The 20,360-nt window shown below is 55.9% G+C and carries 26 protein-coding genes and 2 tRNA genes; 7 read left to right on the top strand and 21 right to left on the bottom strand.

Features of this window, described 5'->3' with window-relative positions; all coding sequences use genetic code 11:
- Positions 1 to 30 precede the first annotated feature (30 nt).
- Positions 31 to 1,455, top strand: coding sequence for a glutamate-cysteine ligase family protein (locus tag FHR99_RS01980; protein WP_183408859.1), 1,425 nt, complete (start codon positions 31 to 33; stop codon positions 1,453 to 1,455).
- On the top strand, positions 1,449 to 2,474 hold the full coding sequence (locus FHR99_RS01975; protein WP_183408858.1) for a M14 family metallopeptidase: 1,026 nt from the start codon (positions 1,449 to 1,451) through the stop codon (positions 2,472 to 2,474). The genes FHR99_RS01980 and FHR99_RS01975 overlap by 7 nt, the downstream gene beginning before the upstream one ends.
- A gap of 19 nt (positions 2,475 to 2,493) precedes the next feature.
- On the opposite strand, the gene FHR99_RS01970 is transcribed toward FHR99_RS01975, so the two are convergent.
- Genes FHR99_RS01970 through FHR99_RS01955 form a run of 4 tightly spaced genes read right to left on the bottom strand, consistent with a single transcriptional unit; the run spans position 2,494 to position 6,209 of the window.
- Positions 2,494 to 3,672 carry a pyridoxal-phosphate-dependent aminotransferase family protein gene (locus FHR99_RS01970; RefSeq protein WP_246386440.1) on the bottom strand — a complete coding sequence of 393 codons (1,179 nt, stop codon included), beginning with the start codon at positions 3,670 to 3,672 and terminating at the stop codon, positions 2,494 to 2,496.
- Positions 3,673 to 3,694: 22 nt separating this feature from the next.
- Positions 3,695 to 4,513 carry an NADPH-dependent 7-cyano-7-deazaguanine reductase QueF gene (queF, locus tag FHR99_RS01965; RefSeq protein WP_183408857.1) on the bottom strand — a complete coding sequence of 273 codons (819 nt, stop codon included), beginning with the start codon at positions 4,511 to 4,513 and terminating at the stop codon, positions 3,695 to 3,697.
- Positions 4,513 to 5,286, bottom strand: coding sequence for an ABC transporter permease (locus tag FHR99_RS01960; RefSeq protein ID WP_183408856.1), 774 nt, complete (start codon positions 5,284 to 5,286; stop codon positions 4,513 to 4,515). The genes queF and FHR99_RS01960 overlap by 1 nt, the downstream gene beginning before the upstream one ends.
- Positions 5,283 to 6,209, bottom strand: coding sequence for an ABC transporter ATP-binding protein (locus tag FHR99_RS01955; RefSeq protein WP_183408855.1), 927 nt, complete (start codon positions 6,207 to 6,209; stop codon positions 5,283 to 5,285). Before FHR99_RS01955 ends, FHR99_RS01960 begins: the two co-directional genes overlap by 4 nt.
- A 122-nt stretch (positions 6,210 to 6,331) precedes the next feature.
- Between FHR99_RS01955 and FHR99_RS01950 the strand changes: the two genes are divergently transcribed.
- Entirely contained in the window at positions 6,332 to 6,715 is a 384-nt protein-coding gene (locus tag FHR99_RS01950; protein ID WP_183408854.1) for a PA2817 family protein, read from the top strand.
- A gap of 135 nt (positions 6,716 to 6,850) precedes the next feature.
- Here FHR99_RS01950 and FHR99_RS01945 read toward each other — a convergent pair.
- From FHR99_RS01945 to msrB, 3 genes are all read right to left on the bottom strand, one after another.
- Positions 6,851 to 6,926 (bottom strand) — tRNA-Gly (locus FHR99_RS01945).
- A 9-nt stretch (positions 6,927 to 6,935) separates the two neighbouring features.
- Positions 6,936 to 7,011: transfer RNA gene (locus tag FHR99_RS01940), tRNA-Glu, on the bottom strand.
- Positions 7,012 to 7,165: 154 nt separating this feature from the next.
- Complete coding sequence (msrB, locus tag FHR99_RS01935) at positions 7,166 to 7,588, bottom strand: peptide-methionine (R)-S-oxide reductase MsrB (protein ID WP_221200382.1); 423 nt, start codon at positions 7,586 to 7,588, stop codon at positions 7,166 to 7,168.
- 56 nt (positions 7,589 to 7,644) lie between these two features.
- On the opposite strand from msrB, the gene FHR99_RS01930 reads away from it, so the two are divergent.
- Positions 7,645 to 8,862: a pyridoxal phosphate-dependent aminotransferase gene (locus FHR99_RS01930; protein ID WP_183408852.1), complete on the top strand. Its 1,218-nt coding sequence runs from the start codon at positions 7,645 to 7,647 to the stop codon at positions 8,860 to 8,862.
- Positions 8,863 to 8,869: 7 nt separating this feature from the next.
- On the opposite strand, the gene FHR99_RS01925 is transcribed toward FHR99_RS01930, so the two are convergent.
- Both FHR99_RS01925 and FHR99_RS01920 read right to left on the bottom strand, forming a co-directional pair.
- On the bottom strand, positions 8,870 to 9,775 hold the full coding sequence (locus tag FHR99_RS01925) for a class I SAM-dependent methyltransferase (RefSeq protein ID WP_183408851.1): 906 nt from the start codon (positions 9,773 to 9,775) through the stop codon (positions 8,870 to 8,872).
- Positions 9,768 to 10,889, bottom strand: a complete 1,122-nt coding sequence (locus FHR99_RS01920; protein WP_183408850.1) for an ATP-NAD kinase family protein — start codon at positions 10,887 to 10,889, stop codon at positions 9,768 to 9,770. Before FHR99_RS01920 ends, FHR99_RS01925 begins: the two co-directional genes overlap by 8 nt.
- Before the next feature lie 180 nt (positions 10,890 to 11,069).
- Between FHR99_RS01920 and FHR99_RS01915 the strand changes: the two genes are divergently transcribed.
- A complete protein-coding gene (locus tag FHR99_RS01915) occupies positions 11,070 to 11,267 on the top strand; it encodes a PA1571 family protein (RefSeq protein WP_246386646.1) in 198 nt (65 codons plus the stop codon).
- Here the strand turns inward: FHR99_RS01915 and FHR99_RS01910 are convergent.
- Genes FHR99_RS01910 through FHR99_RS01895 form a run of 4 tightly spaced genes read right to left on the bottom strand, consistent with a single transcriptional unit; the run spans position 11,232 to position 14,311 of the window.
- Complete coding sequence (locus FHR99_RS01910) at positions 11,232 to 12,350, bottom strand: 4-phosphoerythronate dehydrogenase (protein ID WP_183408849.1); 1,119 nt, start codon at positions 12,348 to 12,350, stop codon at positions 11,232 to 11,234. The two genes, FHR99_RS01915 and FHR99_RS01910, sit on opposite strands and share 36 nt — an antisense overlap.
- Positions 12,341 to 13,240: a 5'-3' exonuclease H3TH domain-containing protein gene (locus FHR99_RS16535; RefSeq protein WP_183408848.1), complete on the bottom strand. Its 900-nt coding sequence runs from the start codon at positions 13,238 to 13,240 to the stop codon at positions 12,341 to 12,343. The genes FHR99_RS01910 and FHR99_RS16535 overlap by 10 nt, the downstream gene beginning before the upstream one ends.
- Entirely contained in the window at positions 13,237 to 13,824 is a 588-nt protein-coding gene (locus tag FHR99_RS01900) for an elongation factor P hydroxylase (RefSeq protein WP_183408847.1), read from the bottom strand. Before FHR99_RS01900 ends, FHR99_RS16535 begins: the two co-directional genes overlap by 4 nt.
- Positions 13,817 to 14,311: a gamma-glutamylcyclotransferase family protein gene (locus FHR99_RS01895; RefSeq protein ID WP_183408846.1), complete on the bottom strand. Its 495-nt coding sequence runs from the start codon at positions 14,309 to 14,311 to the stop codon at positions 13,817 to 13,819. The genes FHR99_RS01900 and FHR99_RS01895 overlap by 8 nt, the downstream gene beginning before the upstream one ends.
- A 114-nt stretch (positions 14,312 to 14,425) precedes the next feature.
- Here FHR99_RS01895 and FHR99_RS01890 point away from each other — a divergent pair, with 114 nt between their 5' ends.
- The gene (locus tag FHR99_RS01890) at positions 14,426 to 15,109 is read left to right on the top strand and encodes a hypothetical protein (RefSeq protein ID WP_221200381.1); all 684 of its coding nucleotides are present in this window, start codon (positions 14,426 to 14,428) and stop codon (positions 15,107 to 15,109) included.
- 23 nt (positions 15,110 to 15,132) lie between these two features.
- Here FHR99_RS01890 and tusA read toward each other — a convergent pair whose 3' ends face one another.
- From tusA to FHR99_RS01870, 4 genes are read right to left on the bottom strand one after another with little or no spacing between them, the layout of a single operon-like run.
- Entirely contained in the window at positions 15,133 to 15,372 is a 240-nt protein-coding gene (tusA, locus tag FHR99_RS01885) for a sulfurtransferase TusA (RefSeq protein WP_246386439.1), read from the bottom strand.
- 2 nt (positions 15,373 to 15,374) lie between these two features.
- The gene (locus FHR99_RS01880) at positions 15,375 to 15,605 is read right to left on the bottom strand and encodes a YheU family protein (protein ID WP_183408844.1); all 231 of its coding nucleotides are present in this window, start codon (positions 15,603 to 15,605) and stop codon (positions 15,375 to 15,377) included.
- Positions 15,598 to 16,443 carry a methyltransferase gene (locus FHR99_RS01875; RefSeq protein ID WP_221200380.1) on the bottom strand — a complete coding sequence of 282 codons (846 nt, stop codon included), beginning with the start codon at positions 16,441 to 16,443 and terminating at the stop codon, positions 15,598 to 15,600. The genes FHR99_RS01880 and FHR99_RS01875 overlap by 8 nt, the downstream gene beginning before the upstream one ends.
- Positions 16,436 to 16,744: an MTH1187 family thiamine-binding protein gene (locus FHR99_RS01870; protein WP_183408843.1), complete on the bottom strand. Its 309-nt coding sequence runs from the start codon at positions 16,742 to 16,744 to the stop codon at positions 16,436 to 16,438. Before FHR99_RS01870 ends, FHR99_RS01875 begins: the two co-directional genes overlap by 8 nt.
- Before the next feature lie 91 nt (positions 16,745 to 16,835).
- On the opposite strand from FHR99_RS01870, the gene FHR99_RS01865 reads away from it, so the two are divergent.
- On the top strand, positions 16,836 to 17,345 hold the full coding sequence (locus FHR99_RS01865) for an ACT domain-containing protein (protein WP_183408842.1): 510 nt from the start codon (positions 16,836 to 16,838) through the stop codon (positions 17,343 to 17,345).
- Positions 17,346 to 17,348: 3 nt separating this feature from the next.
- Here FHR99_RS01865 and FHR99_RS01860 read toward each other — a convergent pair whose 3' ends face one another.
- The 4 genes from FHR99_RS01860 to aroC all read right to left on the bottom strand — a co-directional run bounded on the left by FHR99_RS01860 (position 17,349) and on the right by aroC (position 20,343).
- Positions 17,349 to 17,564, bottom strand: coding sequence for a hypothetical protein (locus FHR99_RS01860; protein ID WP_183408841.1), 216 nt, complete (start codon positions 17,562 to 17,564; stop codon positions 17,349 to 17,351).
- Between the two features lie 11 nt (positions 17,565 to 17,575).
- Positions 17,576 to 17,995, bottom strand: a complete 420-nt coding sequence (locus tag FHR99_RS01855; protein WP_183408840.1) for a hypothetical protein — start codon at positions 17,993 to 17,995, stop codon at positions 17,576 to 17,578.
- A gap of 86 nt (positions 17,996 to 18,081) precedes the next feature.
- Positions 18,082 to 19,227: an MFS transporter gene (locus FHR99_RS01850; RefSeq protein WP_183408839.1), complete on the bottom strand. Its 1,146-nt coding sequence runs from the start codon at positions 19,225 to 19,227 to the stop codon at positions 18,082 to 18,084.
- A gap of 3 nt (positions 19,228 to 19,230) precedes the next feature.
- Positions 19,231 to 20,343, bottom strand: a complete 1,113-nt coding sequence (gene aroC / locus FHR99_RS01845; RefSeq protein WP_183408838.1) for a chorismate synthase — start codon at positions 20,341 to 20,343, stop codon at positions 19,231 to 19,233.
- Between the last annotated feature and the right edge of the window lie 17 nt (positions 20,344 to 20,360).

Raw genomic sequence — 20,360 nt, 5'->3', positions numbered from 1 at the left:
CCTGTAGCACATGCAAACATGAGGCAGCTTGTGGGGCAGGAAATACAGCATAGCGAATTCAGCGATGCGGACTTTCACGTGTTTGCGGAACAGCTGAGCCAGGAAACCCAACGGCTGGCGGACTACCTCCGCGATGACTGCGTGGAAGCCGACACCGGCACCTGCGGGCTCGAGCTGGAAGCCTGCTTGATCGATAGCAGCTTGCGCCCTGCCCCCGACAACGAGGCCTTTATTGCCCTGCTCGACGACCCGCTGGTGGTTCCCGAGTTGGCGAAGTTCAATTTTGAATTGAACACCCCGCCCTTTCCCGTCGCGCCGAACCTGCTAAGTGCAGTGCACAGCTACATGAAAGACCAATGGCAACGCTGCCAACAGGCGGCCCACCAAATGAATCTTGATATTTGTCAGGTCGGCATACTGCCCAGTCTCCGCGATGACGATCTAAACCTGAACAATGTTTCTGCGCGCCAGCGTTACATTGCGCTCAACCACCAGATTCTGAAAGGTCGACAATTCAGGCCACTGGATATCGCCATTGAGGGGGCTGTGGACCACCTTCGCCTGGAGCACAATGATGTTATGACGGAAGCCGCCACCACCTCACTGCAGATACACCTGCAGGTTGCCCCCTCCGACTTTGCGCGCTACTACAATGCCAGTCTGCTCGCCTCGGCCCTGCTGGTTGCCGCCGGGGCCAATGCACCGCTGGTGTTTGAGCAGGACCTATGGGATGAAAGCCGGGTGCCCCTGTTTGAGCAATCTGTTGCCCTGCCCTGTTTTATTAGCGGCAGCGGAACCGTAGTACACCGCGTTACCTTTGGCAGCGGCTACTGCAAACACTCAGCGGCAGAGTTGTTTCAGGAAAATCTGCAGGCCTTTCCCGTGCTGCTGCCGATCCTGGACGACGAGCGGGATGCGCTGGCGCATCTGCAACTCCACAATGGCACAATCTGGCGCTGGAACCGGCCGCTGGTTCATATCAATACCAATGGGCAGCTCCAGTTGCGACTGGAGCACCGCTCTCTTCCCGCAGGCCCCACCACCACCGACAGTGTTGCCAATATCGCGCTGTTTTATGGCTTGGTGGCGTGGCTGTCAAATAATCTCTACGAGCTAAACCCGCCGAATTTCGAGTACGTAAGGCAGAATTTTTACACGGCGGCGCGATGGGGACTGGATGCAGAACTGGACTGGCTGGATGGCCGCAGGGCATCGGCCGCGGATATCCTGCTTCATCAGGGCCTGCCTGCCGCTATCCAGTCACTGACCACACTGGGGTTTGATGGAGCAGAAGTGGACTACTTCCTGAGCGAAGTGATGCGTGAGCGCATTGCACGACGCCGCACCGGTGCCCACTGGCAGCGCGAGTTCTTTCTCAACAATCATCGCGACACCCGCGCGCTGATGGAAGCCTATCAATACCAATGCACTCAAGGAGCTGTGCACACGTGGTAGAACTGCGCGTCAGAAAATCTCTGCCCGAGGGCTTTCTCTACTGTCGCGCCAGCGAGCTTTACAGGCTCGTCGGTGAACCCTGCCTGATTCATCTGCGCGGTCGCAGCGACAAAGCCCTGATAGTTTCCATTTTGCTACACGGCAATGAAACAACAGGCTTGAGCGCACTGCAGCAATTACTAAAAAGAAACCCAGAATTACCGCGAGATCTGGTGATCTTTGTTGGCAATACCCGCGCCGCTGCCGAAGGGCTTCGGCGACTCGACGGTCAACCGGACTTCAACCGTATCTGGGCCGGTGGTGAACTGAAAGAACACGCGCTGGCGCAAGAAGTGCTGGATTATGTTGCCAGCTGCCAGCCAATTGCGGCTATCGATATTCACAACAACACCGGGCGCAACCCGCTCTATGCCTGCATCAATCATGTTGACCGGCGCTTTCTGACACTGGCTCGCAGGTTTAGCGAAACCATTGTCTTTTTTACCGAACCTCATCAAATATTCGCGAACAATATGGCGCGTTACTGCCCAGCGGTTACGCTGGAATGCGGCCAACCGGGTGAACAGGCAGGCATTGAGCAGGCCAGCCAAACCCTCGAATTCGCGCTGACAAACGATTTCGCTGAGTCGCAATTAACCAGCACCAATGAGATCGAGCTGTTCCACACGGTAGCCAGAATGACGGTACCGCCCGACAGCCGCATTGCTTTTGACAATGACATCGCCAATTCGGCCACAACAGCCGATTTCACATTCCCGCAGGCCTTTGACGCCTGGAATTTTCAAGTGCTACCCGAAGGCACACCTTTTGCCAAAGTTAACCTGAACAATGACCAGGCGCGAACGCTATGCGTGCGCAATGATGCGGGACGGAATATTACCGACAAGTATTTCCGTCTTGAGAAGGCGTGTTTAGTCACTCGGAAGGCATTTTCGCCCACCATGCTGACGCTGGACGAGCGGGTTATTCGACAGGATTGTGTGGGCTATATCATGGAGCGCTACCCGCTGAGCGGGTAGCGCTGGGGATCAAACGCGATCAGGAAAGTACGGCTGCAGCGACGGCCTTACTGGCAGCGCCTTTTTCAATATTCTGCCCCATCTCAATCAGCACAGTCTCGAGGGCATTCAAACACAGTGCGACGTTTTCCGCGTTGGCACTGTGGCCCATCAGACCGATACGCCATACCTTACCCGCCAGCGCACCCAGGCCCGCACCAATTTCAAGATCGTAGTCCTGCAACAACTTGCCGCGAACTGCAGCGTCGTCAATCCCCTCGGGAATGGTGACCGCATTCAACTGCGGCAGACGGTAATCACTTTTCACGACAAAACCAATACCCAGAGCATCCAAACCAGCAGCCAGCGAGGCATGCATTTTCGCGTGACGCGCCCAGGCATTTTCCAACCCCTCTTCCTGCAGAATGACCAGCGACTCATGCAGGCCGTAGAGGGCATTGATTGGCGCAGTATGGTGATAAGCGCGCTTGGCACCGCCGCCCCAGTAACCCATCACCAGGTTCATATCGAGGAACCAGCTCTGTACCGGCGCCTTGCGATTGCGAATCACCTCAGCGGCTTTTTCAGAGAAGGTCACGGGAGACAGACCCGGCGTACAGGACAAACACTTCTGGGTACCGGAATACACAGCATCCAACCCCCATTCATCGACTTTCAGCTCTACGCCGCCCAGCGAAGTGACGGTATCAACGATGGTCAGACAATCGTGTTGTTGCGCCAGCCCTGCCAGGGTTTTGGCATCAGAGCGGGCACCAGTAGAAGTTTCAGCGTGAACGAAGCACAGCACTTTGGCGTCCGGATTGGCTTGCAAAGCGGCTTCCACTTTATTCGGATCAACCGGCTTACCCCAATCATCTTCCACCGTCACCGCCGTGGCGCCACAGCGCTTCACGTTTTCGACCATGCGGTTACCGAATACGCCATTGATGCAGACAATGGCCTTATCGCCCGGCTCCAGCAGATTGACGAAACAGGCTTCCATTCCGGCAGAACCCGGCGCTGAAACCGGCAGGGTCAGCTCATTCTTGGTTTGAAAGGCGTACTGCAGCAGCTGTTTGATCTGATCCATCATCTCGATAAATTGGGGATCGAGATGACCAATAGTTGTGCGACCCAGCGCTTCAAGAATGCGCGGGTTTACATCCGAGGGGCCGGGCCCCATCAGAGTACGAGCGCGGGGTTTAAATGATGCGATCATGTTTTCTCCTCAATACGATGCCTTACTGCCGCGCTAGCCTCTGAAAAGGTCTTGCCCTTTCAAAGCTCGACCGCAGCGGGTTGATATCCAATCCGCCACGCCGGGTATAGCGCGCATAAACAGTCAGTGATTCCAGCGACAGTTGCTGCGACAGGTCACAGAAAATGCGCTCGACACACTGCTCATGAAATTCGTTGTTCTGCCGGAAGCTGGTGAGATAAGCCAACAGCGATTCTCCCTCCGGCAGTTCGCCCTTCAACTCAATCTCAACGCTCGCCCAATCCGGTTGTCCGGTTACCGGGCAACAAGAGCGAAACAGATTACTAAAGTAGCGCTTCTCGCCATTACGGCCTGCTGAACGAATCAGCTCCGCAGTTGGCTGCTCACTCAGCACAAGCAAAGGCAATTCATCCAGCGACTCGCCCTGTGGCGAGTTCACTGCAAAATACTCAGCCCACTGCTCCGGCAACACCAGCTCGACCTTGACTCTGGCGCCCGCAACGCGACTGAGATCTTCCGTCAGAATAATCCGCAGTCGTTCGGGGCTTTCAAATCGCGCCTGATTCAACGAGTTCAGATAGAGCTTGAACGACTTCGACTCCACCATGTTCGGCGAGTCTGCAGGAAATTCAAACTGGGCACAGGCCACCTGCGGCTTTCCGTTGGCATCCAGCCAGGACAGCTCGTAGGCATTCCACAGATCACTACCGACCATCGACAGACGCGCCGGAAGCAGGCTGGAACGACCCTGTGCTCTGGCAATCGGGCGCATCTGTCCGGGATCATATTGATCCGGGTAATCCGTGTGTTTACCGAGTGGCAGGTCGTGGTAGTCGCTCATTACTGTCGGAGCCGTTTGCTGTTCGCCAGCAGATACATGCAATAGGCGTAGGCTGCAGCGGTGAAGCACAATATCATGGCAAAGGCCCAGCCCACATTCACATCAGAAACCCCCAGAATGCCGTAGCGAAATGCATTTACGATGTAGAGCATGGGGTTCAATTGCGACACGCCCTGCCAGAACGGCGACAGCATATCCATGGAATAAAACACACCACCAAGATAGGTCAACGGGGTCAAAACAAACACGGGAACGATGGACACATCATCAAAGCTGTTGGCAAAAACTGCATTGATAAAGCCCGCCATGGAAAAGAACACCGAGGTCAGCGCCACAATAGCAATCATCACCCACAGATTGTGAATGTGCAGCTCAGTGAAAAACAGCGACAACAAAGTCACAATCAGGCCCACCAGCAGACCGCGCGCAACGCCGCCCACAATATAGCCCCACAGCACAATGCTGTTAGACATGGGCGAAACCAGTATTTCTTCGATAAAGCGCTGGAACTTGGCGCCATAGAAAGAGGACACCACGTTGGCGTAGGAATTGGTCACCACCGACATCATCACCAGCCCCGGCACCACAAACTGGATATAGCTAAAGCCGCCCATATCCCCGATACGCGATCCGATCAGAGTGCCGAAGATCACGAAATACAGTGTCATGGTGATGGCCGGCGGCAGCAGCGTCTGCATCCAGATACGCATAAAGCGACGCACTTCCTTGCGCACGATGGTCAGAAAGGCGATCCATTTTTCGTTAAAGCTCATGCCTTGGCTCCTCCCTGATTCAGCAGACCGACAAACAACTCTTCAAGGCGATTGGCCTTATTGCGCATACTGGTAATCTCCAGCCCCGCCTGACTGAGTCGTTCAAAGACGGTATTGAGGCTTACCGACTTATCGATGGTCAGCTCAAAGGAATGCTCATCTACCCGATGGGCATCGAAGCCCTCGACCTTAATCTCGTCAGGCAGCTCGCCTACCACATCAAAGATAAACACCTCTTTCTGCAGGCGCTTGAGCAACACCTTCATATTGGTGTCTTCGATAATCTGGCCCTGATCGATAATGCCGATATGTCGACACAGGCTTTCCGCCTCTTCCAGATAATGAGTCGTCAAAATGATGGTAATGCCCTGCCCGTTAATCTCGCGCAGAAAATCCCACATAGAGCGACGCAGTTCGATATCGACGCCCGCAGTGGGCTCGTCGAGAATCAACAGCTTGGGCTCATGCACCAGTGCCCGCGCAATCATCAGCCGACGCTTCATACCCCCCGACAGCATTCGCGCGGCGTTGTGGCGCTTTTCCCACAGGCCCAGTTTTTTCAGGTATTTTTCGGTGCGCTCTTCCGCCAGTTTTTTCGGCAGACCGTAGTAACCCGCCTGATTGCGTACGATGTCCCACAGGGATTCAAAGTTCGAAAAGTTGAATTCCTGCGGCACCAAGCCGATAAACTTCTTGGCTTCGGCGGGCTCTTCGGAAATGGACTTGCCGAAGACGTGTACATCACCCGCTGTTTTCTTTACCAGCGAGCAGATAATACTGATGGTGGTCGACTTACCAGCGCCGTTAGGCCCCAGCAGCGCGTAAAAGTCACCCTGCGACACTTCCAGATCGATGCCTTTCAGCGCTTCAAACCCATTGTCATAGGTTTTGCGAAGACCGCGAATGGATAAGGCTTTAGTCATGGACTCACATCCGTTGTCGATAAATGTCCCGGGATGCAATTACCCGGTCAGTAAAGCCGGCTATTTTGCCACGCTAGCCCCCGGTTCGATACACTGCGCAACCGCAGAACCGAGGTGCACACGTGAAAGACCGCTTTGAATACCACTGGCAGCTGTTCCAGAATTTTGACGCAACACTTGAGGCGTTTCTGAAACAGACACCGGATCACGACCCGCAGAGCTGCGCGGAAACGCTAAGCCTGCTGGAGGAAACCCGTGAAGCGATGACGGCTCGCGCCCATTACCCGGAAAAAGGCCAGATGCTGCTGAGCCGCATGGTAGCGCACTTTCCCGCCTTCACACCGCATGTTCAGCGCGACCTGTTCTGGTTTTTCGGCGGTGACTGTCTGCATTTTCTTGCCGACGACGAGATTGAAAAATTTCAGGTGCTAGAAGAACGCTACTATGACAGTGGCGAGCAAGCAGATTATGGCGATCTGCGGGCGCAGGTCTTTGGCATGCACTAAAAGTTCGGATGCATGGATAAAGCACGAGGCCTGCGGGCCTCTAGCCACCAGATTCACCGCTTAAAAGCCGGGCAAAAACGCCAGGCGAAAAAAAAAGGCGCTTCTCAGCACCTTTTCTTCTGGCCTAACTTTTTTTGGAGCGGGAAACCGGGTTCGAACCGGCGACCTCAACCTTGGCAAGGTTGCGCTCTACCAACTGAGCTATTCCCGCCAAAAATAATGGCGTCCCCTAGGGGACTCGAACCCCTGTTACTGCCGTGAAAGGGCAGTGTCCTAGGCCACTAGACGAAGGGGACGCCGCAGCACTTGGGTTGCAAGCAGTTGCTTATCAACCGAAGTGGCGCGCATATTACCAGCTTCCGAAAAACCGTCAAGCGCAATTTCAAAAAAAATTCATTTTTTTCATTGGCTTGGTTACTCTCTGCGCAAGTTGTGCAGTTTCCACGCAAATCAGCGCTCTTCGAGGTCTAACGACGCAGAATTGATGCAATAACGCAGACCTGTAGGCTGAGGACCATCCGGGAAAACATGGCCCAGATGAGAGCCACAGCGAGCACAGGTGACCTCCGTTCGTATCATGCCGTGAGTGGTATCGCGGTGCTCGTCGACCACCTCACCCGCCACGGGCTGGTAAAAGCTGGGCCAGCCAGAGCCGGAATCATACTTGGTGTCCGAATCAAACAGGGGCTCACCACAACAGCGACATTTATAGGTACCATCAGTTTTGGTATCCCAGTAGCGCCCGGTAAAAGCCCGCTCGGTGCCCTTCTGCCGGCAGATATAAAATTCCTCATCACTGAGTCCAGCTTCATCTTTCCATTCGGCATCAGATTTTTTGACGTCTACCACGCTAAACCCCTCACTTGACTGCATTTTGATGACTATAATAGGCCGCTTTTCCGCTGACAACGAACCCTTGGGCAATAATCATGAAGTCCTACGTAAAATCCAAAAAGCTGGCTGACGTGTGCTACGACATTCGAGGTCCCGTGCTGCGTCAGGCCCAGATGATGGAAGAGGAAGGTCACCGCATTCTGAAACTGAATATCGGCAATCCCGCGCCCTGGGGTTTTGAAGCGCCGGAAGAGATCATTCAGGATGTGATTCGTCAGCTGCCTGACAGCCAGAGCCAGGGCTATAGCGATTCCAAGGGCTTGTTCTCGGCCCGCAAGGCCGTCATGCATGAAACCCAGCGTCTGGGCATTCCCAATGTCGAGATGGAAGACATCTATCTGGGCAATGGCGTCAGCGAGCTGATTCAAATGGCCACTTCAGCCCTGCTGAATAACGGCGACGAGGTGTTGATTCCAGCCCCCGACTACCCGCTCTGGACTGCCTCCGTCTCACTGGCGGGTGGCACGCCGGTGCACTACCTCTGCGACGAGGAAGACGAATGGCAACCGGATATCGCGGATATTCGCAGTAAAATCACGCCTAACACCCGCGCTATTGTGGTGATCAACCCCAACAACCCGACCGGCGCCGTCTATTCAGAAGCTATTTTGAAAGAACTTGTAGCCGTCGCACGCGAATTCAATCTGGTGCTGTTCGCCGACGAGATCTACGACAAGATTCTCTACGATGAGGCCCAGCATATTCCGCTGGCGCGCCTCGCCACCGGCGTGCTGTGCATTACCTTTAATGGCTTGTCTAAAACCTACCGGCTGGCGGGTTTCCGCAGTGGCTGGATGGTCATTACCGGCGACAAATACCGTGCGGAGGACTACATAGAGGGCATTAATATCCTGACCTCCATGCGACTGTGCGCCAACGTCCCCGCCCAGCAGGCAATCCAGACTGCGCTCGGCGGCTACCAGAGCATTCATGAACTGATTCGCCCCGGTGGCCGGCTGCGCGAACAGCGCGATATAGCCTGGGAAATGCTCAATGAGATTCCCGGCGTCAGCTGCGTCAAACCCAAGGGCGCGCTCTATATGTTTCCCCGCCTCGACCCGGAGATGTATCCAATCGAGGATGACGAGCAGTTAATTCTGGATTTGCTGCGCGAAGAGAAGATTCTGGTGGTTCAGGGAACCGCCTTTAACTGGCCCAATACCGACCACCTGCGCATTGTCACCCTGCCCCGGGCAGACGATCTGCGCATGGCGATTGAACGCCTGGGTAACTTCCTCGCCCGGCGCCGCTAAAACGGATCTAGATCCGGCAATGCAGCATTTTCAGGGCGGGTTCACTGGCTTCCGGGAAGTCAGCGCGTCCGTCCAGAAACCCCTCAACCTCAACTGAGGGCAGCTCACTGGTCACAAGCTCAAGAAAGTATTCACGACTGAGATAAGGTGCGTTGAGACACAAGAGCAACTCAGCCTTACCCTCGGTCAGCTCCGGTATCCTTCGCAAAATCCGCGCGTAGTCCTTGCGGGCGTCAAAGCTCCCCTTTTGAAAAGAGGGCGGATCAACCACCAGCACATCGTAGGGCCCGAGCGAGCGAATGCGCTTCCAGGATCGAAAAATGTCGTAGCCGAGAAACTCGACCCCCTGCATGGATTGCCCATTCAAGCGATGATTGTCGCGCCCGGTACGCAGCGCCGCCTTGGCCATATCCACATTCACAACGCGCTCAGCACCCGCCGCGCGGGCAGCAACGGAAAAGGCACAGGTGTAAGAAAACAGATTGAGCACACTACGCCCCTCACAACGCGAGCGCAGCCAATCCCGCCCCGGCTGGGCATCCATAAAGTAGCCGGTATTCTGGCGACCGCCGAGTTGAAGTGCGAACTCCAACTCCCCTTCCCTAGCCACCGGCGGTTCAGGCGCCTCACCCCAGATCCATTCACAGCGAACAGGCCGTTCATAGCGGTGCTGAATGCAGGCGTAGCCGCGCAATGGCCGAATCGGCGCCAGAGTTTCGATCAGGGACTGCCATTGCTCCGGCTCGGGTTCACGGAACAACACGATCCACAGGCCGTCGCCGAAGTCATCGACAGTCATCCACTCCAGCCCGGGATAGCAGCCACCGCGGCCGTGAAAAACCCGTCGAGCCTGCCCGTCGTCAAACGCAGACGCCTCAGCCAAGACATCGCGCAGTGCGTCAAAATTAGTCACCGCTACAACTCACCCGATACAACACCGAATTGCGGTAACCGGTAATCACCCGCACATAGCCTTCCAGCGCCAGATCCAGCTCCCGGTCGTTGGTATCCACCAGCAAGGGGCGGCTGTCCAGCTCGGTTAATTTGGTTTTGGTCGCGACCACCCAGAGATTCTGTGGCCCGGCTCGCCGTATCACCGCCGGTGTAATCTGCTGATTGCCGCGACCAAGGATATGGCCCTGACCACCGATGGCGGTGACGATAATGACCACCTCCCCGGGATGATCCGCGCACAGCGCTTCCAAGGCATGCGCACTCAAATCCTTGCCCAGCTGCTGACCGTGGCAAACCGCATCAATACCCAGCAAGGTATTGTCCAGCCCCAGCTCCTCCATAATGCCCGCGGTGGTCGAACCGGGGCCGATGATATAGAGCGTTTCTTCATCCATCAGCTCCAGCACTTCGGCGGCAATATCGGCGACAGCCAGTTCTTCGACCTCGCGACCAGAGACTTTGGTGGCCTGCAGGTAGCGGCCGAGCTGAGGTACCAGCAGCTCTCCGTAAAACCGGGTGCTGACCCGCCCTTCGCGAAAGGCCACTTCGTCAATGTCTCGCACCTCTTCGGTATCCACATCGACCCACTCACCCCGCACCATCGCCGCCACAATTTCAGCCGCACTTTCCGGCGACACGGCATAGACCCCGGAATGCATCTTCACACCGGCTGGAACCCCGAGAACGGGGACGCTCTCTCCCAGAGCGCGGTATATATCGCGGGCAGTGCCATCGCCTCCGGCGAACAGAATCAAATCGCAGCCTGCCTCTTTCAATGCCTGTGCGGCCGCGACAGAATCCTCCGCCGTACTCGGTTCCGTGCGGGCCTTGCCAACAATCGTTAACTCCCAATCAGTGGCCAGCTCAGCGCCCATAGGGCCGTCAAAAGCAAACACGTGAATACGCTCTTTCAGAGGCTCCAGCACGCTCAGCGCGCGCTGCATTCGGGGCCCGGAACGCTGCTCGAAACCGGCCGACAGCGCGCTAGCCGCCGCTTCTCCGTCACTGCCCTTGAGCGCAGCTGGGCCACCAAGCCCCGCCAGCGGATTTACAACAATTCCCAAATTAAACAAAGCGTTATAAAAACCTTATAAGACTTAATGTGAAGTTCAAACTAGGTAAAAGTCCCAGTTTTGCGCTAACGCAACAATTGCCATACTTTCTTTAACGAAAACCTGTAACAATCTGAACCTATCCTGAACGCAAAGATCAACAGATCAGCTCAGTTAGGCAACAAGAGGCTAAAGCAAAACATGAATGTGATGCACAAGCGAACTGCACCGACAACTGAAGCGGCCATGGAAAATTACTTTCAAGGGGCCATTATTGACGACCAGGGTCGTGAAATTCCCATTACCCGGGAAATGATCAAAGAGGCCTGCGAAGAGCTTGAAAGCAGCCGCCAACACAACGCCCTAGACCACTCGCAACGCCGCAAGCACCTGTCGTGACTCCGAGGGCAACTCGCCCTCTACGCTAACATTTAGCTCTGATATTTCCCGTCGCGCCGGATATGTCCGGCGCAGCTCGTCAAAATCCTTGCCTGCCTGAAATGCTCGCTGCAGCCGATTGTGGTCATCGCGCACATCATAAGCAGCCAACACAGCTTGTCGAATCAGTTCTGACGAGTGCTGTTTCGGCTTCAGCGTAACGCTGGGCGCCGACACCAGAAATTCAGGCTTTACCTGTGGCAGCAATACACCCCATTGGTTTGCCAATGCCTTGGCCACCATTTTCACGCCCAACCACTTTCCATCCTGACTGTAACCCGCAATATGCGGCGTGCCGAGGGTGCAGCGAGCCAGCAGTTCGGTCGATATCGCAGGTTCGTTCTCCCAAACATCCAATACCAGCTGAATATCTGGCCGTTTATCCAATAGCGCCAGCAATAAGTCATTCGGCAGCACTTCGCCGCGCCCGGCATTTAGCAAGACCGCGCCCTGCGGCAAGACGAGCAGATCATCCAGTGACAGCATGCCCGCCGTCGGATGAGGCCCGCTACGGGTCAACGGAGTATGCAGGCACACCAGCGGGCTGTTAAGCACTGCGGGCAATGCCGACGATATCGGGCACTGGGTTTCGTTCAGCAAGGGGTCATAGGCCAGGCAGTCGATACCCAGTGCCGCCAGCCGGTGATGCAGGCGCGAACCAACGTTGCCATAACCCACAATCCCCACCCGGCCACCGCCGAGCAGTTTTTCCAACAGCCCGGGCAGCACGCACACCGCACTTAACACATAATCCACCACCGAATGGGCATTGCTGCCCGGCGCACTGCACCAGTGAATACCGTTTTGTTCTAGCCAGTCGGTATCCAGGTGATCTGTACCGATGGTGGTCGAGCCGACAAATCGCACCCGGCTATCTTCGAGCAAGTCTGAATTAACGCGGGTGACCGAACGCACCAGTAAGGCATCGGCCGGCTTTACGGCCTCGGCCGTCAACTCCCGCCCGCGAAAACGGCGCACCTCGCCGAATCCGGACAGCAGCGCCTCCGCGGCCGGAATATTTTCATCAACCAGTATCAGACCCATGCGTTTTCAAAATCCTTTAGGAGACTGGCGATCCAGCGATCACCACAGCCGATATCGCGCAGACAGGTCTCCAGCTTTGCACCTTTGGGGCGCTGGTAGCGAAAGGCCTTGCAACTGCGAAGTCGCAAAGCCTTGTCATTCAAGCGTGTTAAGGAGCGAGCCAGATAGACCTGTTCCTTATGCTCGAGCAAGGCTTGACGCAGTCGCGCAACGCCTCGGACAGGCGCCTCTTCCAAGCGATCGAGAGAAGCATACAGGCCATCGATATCACCAAACTTCGCCAACAATACCGTCGCCGTTTTTTTGCCAATACCGGGTACTCCGGGTATCGCGTCAATCGTGTCGCCCATCAAGGCCAGCCAGTCGGCAACTTGATCGACTCTCAAACCCTGACCAACTTCCCACTCGGCCTTGCTGATTCGCCGATCCGCCGCGTAATCCCACCACTCGTCATGGTCTGCACACAGAGCCTGCGCGAGATCCTTATCCCGACTGACGACAGTGACTGGCAGCGCTTCGCGTCCGGCCAGGCGCGCGGCCGCCGCGATATAGTCATCGGCCTCAAAACGTTCGCCCGCATAACTGGCGACGCCCATCACTTCCCCCAACTGGCGGCAGGCATGCAACTGAAAGGCCAGCGCGTCGTCGGGCAAGACGCGATTGCTTTTGTAGTCGGGGTAAAGCTCGTGCCGATACCCACTGCCCAGACTTTCATCATAGGCGGCCATAAGGTATTCCGGCCGGGTTTCACGGATAAAGTTAACCAAAAAGCGAGCGTAGCCGTAGACCGCATTCAAACTGTAACCGTCTTCATTGAACCAGCGGTCAGGCATGGAAAAGTAAGCCCGAAAGATATAGATCGAGGCGTCGATGCAGTAAAGCCGACTCACAGCCCCTGGCCTCGCAGCACCGCCAGTGAAACGGGCGGAACCGGCGCGTCAAATTCCTTGCGCAAGGCGCGGTAAAAACGCTCCGCTCGCTTAGGCAAGCCCACACGATGGTAATACCTCGCCTGTTGCCAGACTGCCAGTTCAAAACCGAAGGGGTCGATCGTCTCACCATTGAGGTTGTCGATACTGACGCGAAAGTTCAGCCCCACCGCCCGGCTCAAGGCCCATTCAATCGCCTGCGGCTTGACCTCTACCCGCTGAAACGCCCGCTGCTGCTCTGCGTTGCGCCCATCCTGAGCGTACCAATAGCCGAAATCCACTTGCTGGCGACGTGCCTTACCAGCAATGCACCAGTGAGCAACTTCGTGCAGGGCACTGGCGGGAAAGTCTTCACGGCTGAAAATCCGCGCCCCCTGCAAATCATCTGCCGGCAAATAGAGCGGCTCCGCAGCCCCGGGACAAAGCGTCGTATTAAGTTCGGTGAACTCGCTATTAAATACCCTGACGATACGCACCAGCGTGGCGGTGTCATCACCGACAGGGGCTGAGGCTGAGGTGGGTATTTTGGCGAGCGCTTCAGACATTAAAGCGCAACCCGGTTTCCCGATCCTGCGGCGCGGTGCTCGCGAGTACCGGAGCTAACTGCGCCAGCTGTTGTCGGTAAGCCTCACTCAGCAACTCACCCGCACTCAGCAGGTGATTGAGGTAGTTTTCTTCAACGCTCAGCGCGTCAGCGATATACGCCGGGTTTGCGACATAGACCCATGCCCAGGTCACTCCCACCGCTGTTTCAATTGCAAACAGCTCGCGACTGTAGCGCACCGGCGTGCCCTCGAAGGGGTCCATCACCTGAATATCGCCTTCCAGCTGGTAAAGCACGCCCTCCACCAAGCCGTCTGGATCCCGGGAGATATTGGCGTAGGCAATGCCGGTCTTGTTGTGCGCGCGCTTATTAAAACTGAGGCGGAAACCGCTCAGCCGCCCGGCCTCAAACCGGGTAAACGCCAGACCCCGAGCCCGCATCCGCTCAGGGTTCATGTTAGAGCCATAGGCAAAGTAATAATCGCTCATACCGGGCCTGCTTGGAGAGTTGCGGCGCATTCTAACAAAATGCTTTGCCCCCTTGGGGAAATCGGTATACTGAAGACGTCGCTGAAAGGCATTACTGTGAAATCGGGAGGCACTATGGCCCCACGTGAAGCAGCAACACCCTCGGCTAATGTGGTTCCATTCCCGCAGAAAAAGAAAGACCGGGAACTCGAGCGAATCACACGCATTGTCCCGGAGCATGACGGGCTATGCATTCTTTACTCACATCATGCACTTTCAAGGGAAAAACTGTTCGCCGGCAAGATCTTATGCTGGGGAATTCAGAATGATGGTGAAGTCGTCGCCCTGCTGCCTTGGCTGAATGGCGTGGTAAAAAGCACGGCGCTAACCGACCCGGATAGCGGTCGCTTTGAAGGCTATTACGACCCGGTCAGCGAAGTCATTTTTACCGAGCCCCCGGCCCCCAAAATTGCAGAACTGCAAACTGCCCGGGAACACTATCACCGCGAGAATCTCGATCCTAAAACGGTCGTGCAGGAACTTCCCGACACCATCGGCAGCCACGCCGCGTGCATCGTCGCCCAGCATCTGGCGCTATATGAGGTGAGAAGCTGGCAGCTGCTAGCCAATGGCGACTTTCAAGCCATGCTGGCGGACCCCGAAAAACAGACCCATACACCGATTCTGCCCGGTGATAGTTGTCTCTATGCGGCCCAGACCCAACCGGGATTCAGATATTTTTTCCAATACCACATCGCCAATCAGATCAAAGCAGGAGATCCAGTCGCGGTCCGGGCACTGGAACGACTACTGGAATAGATAACAGGGCGGCTTACTGGGAATCAGTCGCCCGCGCCTTTGCGTACGCGGTAGATATAGTGCCCCCCCTCCTCGGCCTGAAAATACAGCTCATGGCCAAGAAAGGTGCAGAATTTGGGAATATCGCGGGTTGTTGCGGGATCCGTTGCTAACACTTCAACCGTTTCGCCCTCAGCCATATCACGGATTCGGCTGTGCAGCATCATTACGGGTTCGGGACAAAACAGGCCAGAGGTATCCAGCCGGGAATCACACTCACTCATCATCAATCCCGCGACTGTACAACCCAACTTTCCGTTTCAGGAGAGAACGCGATGACCGCACGTTTGTCTTCCAGCGCCTTGCGTAAGCGGGCGACTTTCTCGTCCATGCTAAGTTCAACTTCACCGTAATCGGTGCCATCGCGGGTAACGAGTTCTTCTAGCAGCCCCTGCAAGGCCTCTGGCGTGAGTTTCTGCCAGGGAATTTCAACCATGTCAGGCGCATCATCAGCCATTGGCAGGCTTCACGAACTTCAGCGTCATCCGGTCACTTTCGCCAATGGCGAGGTATTTCATGCGATCTTCGTCGCCCAGTCGCAATGAGGGCGGCAAGGTCCAGACACCCTTGGGATAAACTGTATCATCCAACGGGTTGGCGTTGATTTCCGAGCGAGCAAGCAATTTAAAGCCGGCAGCTTCTGCCAATTGTACTACCTTGGCCTCGGTGACATAGCCCGAATCAATCATAGTCTGCAGGTCGGTTCCCGGCTTCGCACGGTGCTCTACCACACCAAATACACCGCCCGGCTTCAGCGCTTCAAAGGCCGAGGCAAATACCTGCTCCGCCGTGCCGGCCTTCAGCCAATTATGCACGTTGCGGAAGGTCAGCACACGATCTGCGGTACCCGGTGAAATCATGCGGGTAAAACTGGGGGGCTGCAGAACCGACAGCACCACCGCATCGTAAATACGGGGATTGTCAGCCAGTTTCTGCTTGTAGTTTTCAAGCGACTTGCGGAAGTAAGGTACGTCGCTCGCGGGGGAGAAATGCGCGGCATGCAGCGTCCCACAAGAGCGCAAAACCGGTGCCAGTATTTCCGTATACCAACCGGCGCCCGGCCAAATTTCAACCACAGTATGACAGGGCTCCACCTCAAAAAAGGCGAGCGTCTCGGTGGGATGACGGTACTCATCACGCATGATGTTGGCGTGGCTGCGGTGTTCCGCCTGCTGCATATCAGACCAGGTTGGCTTGGCGGGCTGAATACAGGCGACAAGACCTGCGACAAGCGCGACAATGATACTGATTTGTATGACAGCTTTATTATTTTGGTATTGTGCTGTGCTATTCACTTAATAACTTCTCGACACTACTAATTTTGTCTTGCATGGTTTGCACCCGATCTATCCGGGTACCAACCTTCAAGGTACTACTGATACGCTGTGCGCCCATCTCGTGAACCCGCATATGACAGCGTTTAACCGCCGCCATCACCGCTTCCCACTCCCCCTCAATATTGGTGCCATAGGCATGAAGCGTGTGATCCAATTTGGAGGCCTCCAGAATGCGCTGGCATTCCGCAATATAGGGAGACAACGACAGGCCGTCTCCGGTTCCCAAGGGGATAATGCAGAAGTCTACAATGACTCGCATGTCCAGTCCTTGTGATGCCTCACAAAAGAGCTTACATATCAATCGCTAAACCTACTATACTCCCACGGAAAATCAAGTTTTGGAGCCAAATGTGAGCCAATCAGTTGTCTTCACCTTTATTGGCCGCGATCAGCCGGGTCTGGTTGAGAAGCTGTCGACCACCGTTGCCGACCATGGTGGCAACTGGCTGGAGAGCCGGATGAGTCAGTTATCCGGACAATTTGCCGGCGTAGTGCGCGTCGCGGTCGCCCCAGAACAACAGGAAAGCCTCCGTCAGGCCCTTGAAGCCCTCTCCTCCCACGGCCTGACCATCGTCAGCCAGGCCAGCGACGAAGACAGCACCACTGATAGCGGCGTATTTCTCCATATCGTCGGCAATGACCGCCCCGGCATCGTCCGCGAAGTCTCTCGCGCCCTCGCTCGCCACCAGATCAACGTGATCGACATGCACACCGAGATCACCTCTGCGCCGATGACCGGCGAAGCACTATTTGAAGCCAGCGCTGAAATTCAGGTACCTGAGGGTGTTGACCGGGATGAACTGGAAGATGCTCTTGAGGCAATCAGCGAACAGCTGAGTGTTGAAATCGATTTGAAGTAAACGCTACTGACGCAGTTTTCTGACAATCCAGCTGGCGCCCAGCGCCAGCACCATGATCACCAATACCCCGCCGACACAAACCGCCAGAAAGCTCAGCACTTCACTGACCGGCACATCAAAGATGTGCACAGTCGACCAAACCAGCAAGGCCGTCGCCAGCACCGCCAGCGCCGGCGTGCTGTACTTCCGCCAACGGCGGTAAAGCTCAGGTAAACTCAAAAATAGCTCGCTTAGAATGACGCTTCGTGGGTCCACTCGCAGCGCATGGACATATTGGAGCTGTTCGGCTCGTGATAGTCGGAATCTGTTTCCCAGACAAAGGTGTGCACGCCGTTGTAGAGGGTTTCAAGGTGCACAGTGGCCGACACCCAGTACATGCCGCGCAACACGTGCTCAAACTGTTTGATCCAGGTATTCCACTCGTGTTCGATGGCCTTGTAGGAACTGCCGAAATGAATCACGTCGGTATGCACATCGTCGAGATCAATCGCAGAGGGAGACGGCGAGAACATTTCACGGGAAAGAAGCGGCCAGCTGTCGGCGCTGGGCAGGCTATTCATCACAGTGCGATTGGTCAATCGGCGCTCTTGCGCCTCATCCCGGCCACCCACCATATCGCGAATGCAGCCGTACACGATTGATTCTGCCATAACGGTCTCTTTTCCTGAGAAATTGTTATGGAAGGCTATGTTACCTGCGGCCCCGGTTCAGGCCAAGCAATTAAACGCTGCAAAGATCACACTGCGAGCTGCCGGTCTTGCAGAAAAACCCAGGCCAGCACAAAAGCGATCAGTGACGCAGCCACCGCCATCAGAAAGGTAATCTCCGCGCCGTAGTCCCACAGCACCCCACTGAGGATGGCGCCAATTGCTCCACCACCACCAAAACTGACGCCACTGTAAAGCGCCATGCCCTGCCCCTGGTAGCCTTTGAAAAAACGCCGGACCAGTTCAACCGCCACCGCATGGGAACTGCCAAAAGTTGCCGCGTGCAGCAACTGGGCGAAAAACAGAATCGCGGCATTGTCCGCGTAATAGCCGATCAGAGCCCAGCGAATCACAGACAACAACAGGCTTACCAGCAGGATATTGCGCAGACTAAAGCCCGCCATCATCCGATGCATCACTAGAAAGAGAACCACTTCCGCCAGCACACCCAGCGACCAGAGCATGCCGGTGATGGTTTTGCTGTAGCCCAAGGCTTCGAGGTGAATACTGAAAAAGGTGTAATACGGCCCGTGAGAAACCTGCAGCAAAGCGCAGATCAGCAGAAAAGCGAGCACCACGGGTGACGACACTATCCGCCACAAACTGTGCTCGCGCTGATCCTCCTGATCGTTGCCGGGCTTTTCCGAAACAGTGAGACTGCTGAACCAAATGCCCGCCAGCAGGGCCACATAGATCCAGGGCAGAAGGTGGATAGAAAACACATCGAGAAAGGCGCCGACACCGGCCACGGTGACAATAAAACCCACCGAACCCCAGACCCGAATCAGACTGTAGCGATGGTACTGCCCTTCCAGATGGGACAGGGTCACCACTTCAAACTGGGCCAGTACCGCATTCCAGAAAAAGCTGTAGCCGATAACAATCGCCATCAGCCACCAGAAATCCGAACGAAAAAATACGCCGAAAAAAATCAGCAGCGCCAGAAAGGAACCAAGACGAATGATGGTAGAGCGGCGACCGGTTCGGTCAGCCAACCAGCCCCAGATGCTCGGCGCAATAACCTTGGTTGCCATAACCGCCGACGACAAGGCGCCAATGGCTACCGCGCTGTGACCCAGCTCCTGAAGGTAGAGCCCCCAGTAAGGTAACCAGGCCCCCAACAGACCAAAGTAGGCAAAATAAAACGCTGACAGTCGGCCGTAGGGAAGTGGCATGCCTCAGCGTGCGGAATCAGGTGTTGCGCCGGGAACGACGGGGGTCGCGACCTGCACATCCGCATTCTGACCGCGATGACGCAGGAAGTGATCCATCAGCACCAGCGCGACCATCGCTTCGGCAATCGGCACCGCACGAATACCGACGCAGGGGTCGTGACGACCGGTGGTAATCACATCCACTGGATTGCCATCAACATCAATGGTTTCACCGGGCACCAGAATGCTGGAAGTCGGTTTGAGGGCGATGGAGGCGACAATATCCTGACCGGAACTTATACCCCCGAGCACACCACCGGCGTTATTGCTCTTGAAGCCCTGCGGCGTAATCTCATCGCGGTGCTCACTACCCCGAGCGACTACCGCATCAAAGCCGGCGCCGATTTCCACGCCTTTTACGGCGTTGATACCCATCAGAGCGTGGGCCAGTTCTGCATCCAGACGGTCGAACACCGGCTCACCCAAACCGGGCGGCACATTGTTGGCAACAATCGTCAAGCGCGCGCCGATGGAATCGCCATCCTTGCGCAATTGCTGCATGAAGCCTTCCATGGATTCGATCTTGCTTTCATCCGGGCAGAAAAACGGATTGGTTTCGACCACGTCCCAGTCCACTTTTTCAATGGCAATGGGGCCAAGCTGCGACAGGTAGCCGCGCACCTCAATACCGCAGCGCTGGCGCAGGTATTTTTTGGCAATGGCGCCCGCCGCCACACGCATGGCGGTTTCACGGGCTGAGGAGCGCCCGCCACCGCGGTAGTCACGTACACCGTATTTATGCGCATAGGTGTAGTCCGCGTGCATCGGCCGGAAACGGTCCTTGATCTTGCTGTAATCCTTGGAGCGCTGATCGGTGTTTTCAATCAGCAAACCAATAGCGGTGCCCGTGGTTTTCCCTTCAAACACGCCAGACAGAATTTTCACTTCATCGTCTTCACGACGCTGGGTGGTATAGCGGGAGGTGCCGGGCTTGCGACGGTTGAGATCGCGTTGCAGATCGGCTTCCGTCAGCTCCAGTCCGGGCGGGCAGCCGTCCACCACAGCGCCCAGCGCCAAGCCGTGGCTCTCGCCAAAGGTGGTTACGGTAAACAGTTTTCCGAAGGTATTGCCGGACATCTCTCACTCACAGCCAA

Source organism: Litorivivens lipolytica, from assembly GCF_014191715.1.
Classification (GTDB): Bacteria; Pseudomonadota; Gammaproteobacteria; order Pseudomonadales; family Spongiibacteraceae; genus Litorivivens; species Litorivivens lipolytica.
The sequence above is the reverse complement of the archived record's forward strand: the minus strand, read 5'-3'. Positions and strand labels throughout refer to the sequence as shown.